The organism is Rhodoblastus sp. 17X3 (assembly GCF_030056575.1).
GTDB lineage: Bacteria > Pseudomonadota > Alphaproteobacteria > Rhizobiales > Beijerinckiaceae > Rhodoblastus.
The window spans coordinates 1-4,919 of record NZ_JASHHX010000040.1 but is presented as its reverse complement, the minus strand read 5'-3'; the positions used below and the strand labels follow the sequence as shown (position 1 = coordinate 4,919).

The following is a 4,919-nucleotide window of genomic DNA, read 5'->3' as shown; positions in this document are numbered from 1 at the left end:
AGATCGCTTTCGCCATCATCAACCCCAGGGGCCGCCGGCCCACGCCGATAACCTGCTTGAACGAAAGGAATTCTGCGTAATTACCGCAGCGATTGCCGCGACCAAGCGCCATCTAACGATACCCGCAGATTGCCCGTCATTCGGTCGTTGAACACCCCGTGTCCGTATCGCACTCGAGCATCACTATTCCGTCGACAACCTGAACGGCAAATCGCTGGATGGGCAAAGTCGGCGGGCCGCCTTGTTGATCACAATCGAGATTGAAACGTAGGCCGTGCGCGCGGCAAGCTACGGTTTTCCCCTGTACTACCCCGTTGCTCAAGGATGCGCCCTTGTGCGGACAGGAATCTTGAATTGCATAAACCGCGTTGTCCACCCTGAACACCGCCAGATCCAGTCCATTCTTCAAGACCCGACGGCCGCCGCAATTCGGAATTGCGGCCAGGGGGATTAGGGGAATGAGCGCGCCCATTTGTTTACTCCTGCGTCAATCTTTGCGTGGCCTCGCGCTCGAACGCGCGTGAAATTGTCAGCATCGGTCTGGAGGCGCGGAATCCACGCGACCTCGGCGTAATATTTCCTTTCATGTTCCGCGCGAAGCTTGAGGTTCAGAACTGCTTCGCATTGGCTGAGCACCGATATATTGATACTGCCTTTGACATCGTCGGGCGCACCAGTTGTCGGGCGGCAAATGCCGTTCGATATTCGAAAACTGAGGGGCCGTCAGCCAGAATTGATCCCCACTCATCTCACGCTTCCATTCGGAAACTGTGAATCACACCCCGCTGATCGCGCCGACACTTTTGTGGGCCCTGACCCTAACATTCGAACCGGACCAGCCAGATCGGCTGATCAGTTCTCCGTCAGCCATTCGCGAAGTTTCGTCCAGCGTCTTCGCGATCCATGGCTACGAACCGCGATGGCGAGCGCCTTCCACTGGCCGACGATGACGACGAGGCGGTTGCCGCGAGTGACGGCTGTGTACACGAGATTCCTAGCGTGCATGGCGTAGTGCTGTTTCGCCAGCGTGATTACCACGGCAGGATATTCCGAGCCCTGGGACTTGTGGATGGTGGTGGCGTAGGCGGGTAGGAGGGCGTCGAGCTCGCCGAACGGATATTCGACTTCGCGGCCGTCGAACTCGGCGATCAAAACACCTTCAATCTGGTCGATGCGCATGACCCGGCCGAGATCGCCGTTGAAAACCTCGCGGTCATAGTCATTTTCGGTTTGCATTACCTTGTCGCCAGCCGCGAAGGCGGAGCCAAAGCGCTCGATTTTCTCGCCCATATTCGGATTGAGCGCGTTTTGGAGATCGATGTTGAGCGCCCTCGCGCCAAGCGCTCCTTTCTGCATCGGGCACAGCACCTGAATGTCGCGGACGGGATCGAGGCCGAAGCGCCGCGGAATTCTGTCGCGCACGATTTCGACGACTTTCGCGGCGCCGTCCTCGGGGTCGGCCGCTTCGACGAAGAAGAAGTCGCACTCCTGGCCCGGCTTTGTCCTTTCAGGCATTTCGCCCCGGTTGATGCGATGCGCGTTTACTACAATCCGGCTTTCGGCGGCCTGACGGAAAACCTCGGTCAATCGGGCGACCGGGAGGGCGTCGGAATTGATGACGTCGGCAAGCACCTGTCCCGGGCCGACCGAAGGAAGCTGGTCGACGTCGCCAACGAGCAGCAAACCAGCATGGGGAGGAATGGCTTTAACCAAAGCGAACATCAACGATGTGTCGAGCATGCTGGTCTCGTCGATGACGAGAAGATCGCAATCGAGCCGGTTCTCGGCGTTGCGTTTGAAGCTGCCGCTTTTGGGATCGGTCTCAAGCAAGCGATGAATGGTTTTTGCTTCGATTCCAGTCTGCTCGGACATGCGCTTAGCAGCGCGGCCGGTGGGCGCCGCGAGCAGGATTTTTGTTCCCTTGGCGGCGACGATGCGCAGGATGGCGTCGAGCAAGGTCGTTTTGCCGACGCCGGGGCCGCCGGTGACCACGGCAGTCTTCGACCGCAGGACCATGGCGATCGCGGCCCTCTGCGACGCAGCCAGCGTCTTTCCGGTCTTCTTTTCGACCCATGGAATGGCCTTCTCGGCGTCGATCTCCGGCCAAGGCGTCAATCCCTCCGCCAGCGCGCGAAGGCGGTCGGCGACGCCGCGTTCGGCAAGATAAAGCCCCCGCAGGAAGACGCACGATCGCCCTTCGATCGCGTCAGCGACGACTTCGCCGCCGGCAAGCTCTTGGGCCAGCGCTGTTTCGACGACGCCGGCGGCGACTACAAGCAGGGTCGTCGCTAGCTTGATCAGGTCTTCCGTCGGCAGAGCACAATGCCCCTCGTCGGTAGCCTCTTGCAGGGCGAAGGAAACACCGGCGCGGATTCTTTGCGGCGCCTCGCGTTTCATGCCGAGCTTCATGGCGATCGCGTCGGCGGTACGAAACCCTATGCCGCGGATGTCGCGCGCGAGCCGATATGGATCCTCCGTCATGACCTGGATAGCCTCATGGCCATAGGTCTTGAAGATGCGGACTGCGCGCGACGTGCCAACGCCATGGGAGTGCAAGAAAAGCATGATGTCGCGGATGGCCTTCTGCTCGGCCCAACCCGCGGCGATTTTTCCCGCGCGGAATTCGCCGATGCCGGAAACGTCCCGGAGTTTCTCGGGACTGGCCTCGATGACTTCGAACGTCTTCGCGCCGAAGGCGACGACAATCCGCTCGGCGAGCTTTGGCCCGATGCCCCGCACCATGCCGGAGCCGAGATATTTTTCGATCCCCTCGGCGGTCGTGGGCGGCGTGGTTCTAAGGAAATCTGCCTTGAATTGCAGCCCGTGCGTTCGATCCGTGACCCAGACGCCTACCGCGTGAATGAATTCGCCCGCCGAAATCGACGCGGCATAGCCGACGACAGGCACAAGGTCGCGCTGCCCCCGCGCCTTCACTTTCAAAACGGCAAAGCCGCTGTCCTCATTGTGAAACGTCACACGCTCGACGGAGCCGATCAGCGTGTCCTTTGGCTGCTTTGCATCGACCGAGGGCTTCAACGGAGCGAACCGAAATCGGGGCGACTGGCGGTCAGGCTAGCATGATTTGGCCGGCGACGACATTTGCATGCTTCTGCCTATGGTTTTCACCATCGCGTTCGTGGTCAGTCGCCGAGCAGCGGACGGTAAAAGCGGCGCCAAGGTGAACCTTCCACTCTTTCCGGTCGGCTTTGCCGTCCTGGTGGCGCTGAACAGCGCCGGCCTGTTATCCGAGGTGACGACCAATCTGGCCAATGACGTCTCTCGTTAGTGCCTGGTCACGGCGATCGCGGCGCTGGGCATGAAGTCTTCATTCGCAGACCTTGCGGCGGTCGGGTGGAAGCCGATCGCCCTGATGGTGCTGGAGACAGCGTGGATCGCGGCGATTACGGCTATCGCCGTGAAGTTCACCTGAAATATGCGGAACAGCTAAGCCCTCGCGAAAAATTCTCATCGTTTCAGGCGGTCCGTCGTCCGAAGATTTGAGAAATCTTGCGACGTGGAAAGACGGACGGGCCGGCGCACTGGGATTCTTTCTTGCGTGGTCGCGACGCGCCCGTCGGCTGGGATTTCTGACGCCGGAACTTTGATGTAAAACATTGCGTTGTTTGGGGACAAATTGCAGCTTGTAAAGCTGCATTCGAGACGGGGTTGTCGGCCATCCCACGATGGGCTTCTCGCCTCCATTCCCCCCTGAATGGGAAGGGTTCCCCCCCGTCATTGGGGGGATACGCACTCGCCGGCGTCATTTATACAAAATGGAAATCAAACGCCGGACCGGACAGCCTTCGCGAGAAAGGCGCCGCTGCCCGGCAGGGAGGAATTCCAATGACAGCGACCGCAGCCAACCCGACGATCGTCAACGCTCCGGCAATCGTGCCGGCGTCGTCTCTCGGCGCCTCGATCCGCGTGGAGCAGCTCACCTGCGCCATCGGAGCGGAGCTTCAGAACGTCAATCTCGGCGCAGCAAGCCGCGACGCGGTCATGGTCGCCGAGATCAAGTCTTTGCTCTTGCAGCACAAGGTTCTGTTCTTCCGCGACCAGGACATGACGCGCGCGGAGCATGTCGCTTTCGCCCGGCATTTCGGCGACCTCGAAGACCATCCAGTCGCCGGCAGCGACCCCGAAAATCCAGGGCTGGTGCGCATCTACAAGGATCCGGATTCGCCCATCCAGCGCTATGAGAACGCCTGGCACACCGACGCGACCTGGCGGGAAAAGCCGCCGATGGGCTGCGTGCTGCGCTGCGTCGAATGCCCCCCGGTCGGCGGCGATTTGATATGGGCCAATATGGTCCTCGCGTATGAGAAGCTGCCGGAGGACATCAAGACCCGGATCGCCGGATTGCGCGCACGCCACAGCATCGAAGCCTCCTTCGGCGCGGCGATGCCGATCGAGAAGCGCCTGGCGCTGAAGGCCCAGTTCCCCGACGCCGAGCATCCCGTCGTTCGAACCCACCCGGAAACGGGCGAGAAGATCCTTTTCGTCAACAGTTTCGCGACCCATTTCACCAATTTCCACACGCCGGAAAACGTCCGCTACGGCCAGGACTACGCTCCGGGCGGCGCCCAGCTGCTGCAGTACCTTATGAGCCAGGCGCAGATCCCGGAATATCAGGTGCGCTGGCGCTGGAAGCCCAACAGCGTGGCGATGTGGGACAACCGGTCCACGCAGCACTATTCGGTGATCGATTACCCGCCGAGCCATCACAAGCTGGAACGCGCCGGAATTATGGGCGACGCGACTTTCTAGCCTCCAGACTGATAACCAGTCGCTGTCGGCGGTAGCGATGCGAACAGCGGCGAGAAAGTTTGCGGAATTTCGGTAGTAGCGGTGTCACCACGCGCCGATGGCGGCTCACCAATTTCGTCGGCGCACGACCGCCCATTCCCGAACGCCAATCG

The 4,919-nt window shown here is 60.7% G+C and carries 4 protein-coding genes; 2 read left to right on the top strand and 2 right to left on the bottom strand.

Features of this window, described 5'->3' with window-relative positions; translation table 11 throughout:
- Positions 1-136: 136 nt before the first annotated feature.
- Together QM467_RS19595 and recD2 are read right to left on the bottom strand one after the other, a co-directional pair.
- Positions 137-472, bottom strand: coding sequence for a Rieske (2Fe-2S) protein (locus QM467_RS19595; RefSeq protein ID WP_283368020.1), 336 nt, complete (start codon positions 470-472; stop codon positions 137-139).
- A gap of 380 nt (positions 473-852) precedes the next feature.
- Positions 853-3,036 (bottom strand): SF1B family DNA helicase RecD2, encoded by a 2,184-nt coding sequence (gene recD2, locus QM467_RS19590; RefSeq protein WP_283368019.1) that lies wholly within the window; start codon positions 3,034-3,036, stop codon positions 853-855.
- 46 nt (positions 3,037-3,082) lie between these two features.
- Here recD2 and QM467_RS19585 point away from each other — a divergent pair, with 46 nt between their 5' ends.
- A complete protein-coding gene (locus QM467_RS19585; RefSeq protein ID WP_283368018.1) occupies positions 3,083-3,286 on the top strand; it encodes a putative sulfate exporter family transporter in 204 nt (67 codons plus the stop codon).
- Positions 3,287-3,843: 557 nt separating this feature from the next.
- Positions 3,844-4,767 (top strand): TauD/TfdA dioxygenase family protein, encoded by a 924-nt coding sequence (locus QM467_RS19580; protein ID WP_283368017.1) that lies wholly within the window; start codon positions 3,844-3,846, stop codon positions 4,765-4,767.
- The last annotated feature ends 152 nt before the right edge of the window (positions 4,768-4,919 follow it).

Coding starts and splice junctions, on each gene's coding strand:
- QM467_RS19595 (WP_283368020.1), bottom strand. CDS start 472: ATGGGCGCGCTCATTCCCCTAATCCCCCTGGCCGCAATTCCGAATTGC.
- QM467_RS19580 (WP_283368017.1), top strand. CDS start 3,844: ATGACAGCGACCGCAGCCAACCCGACGATCGTCAACGCTCCGGCAATC.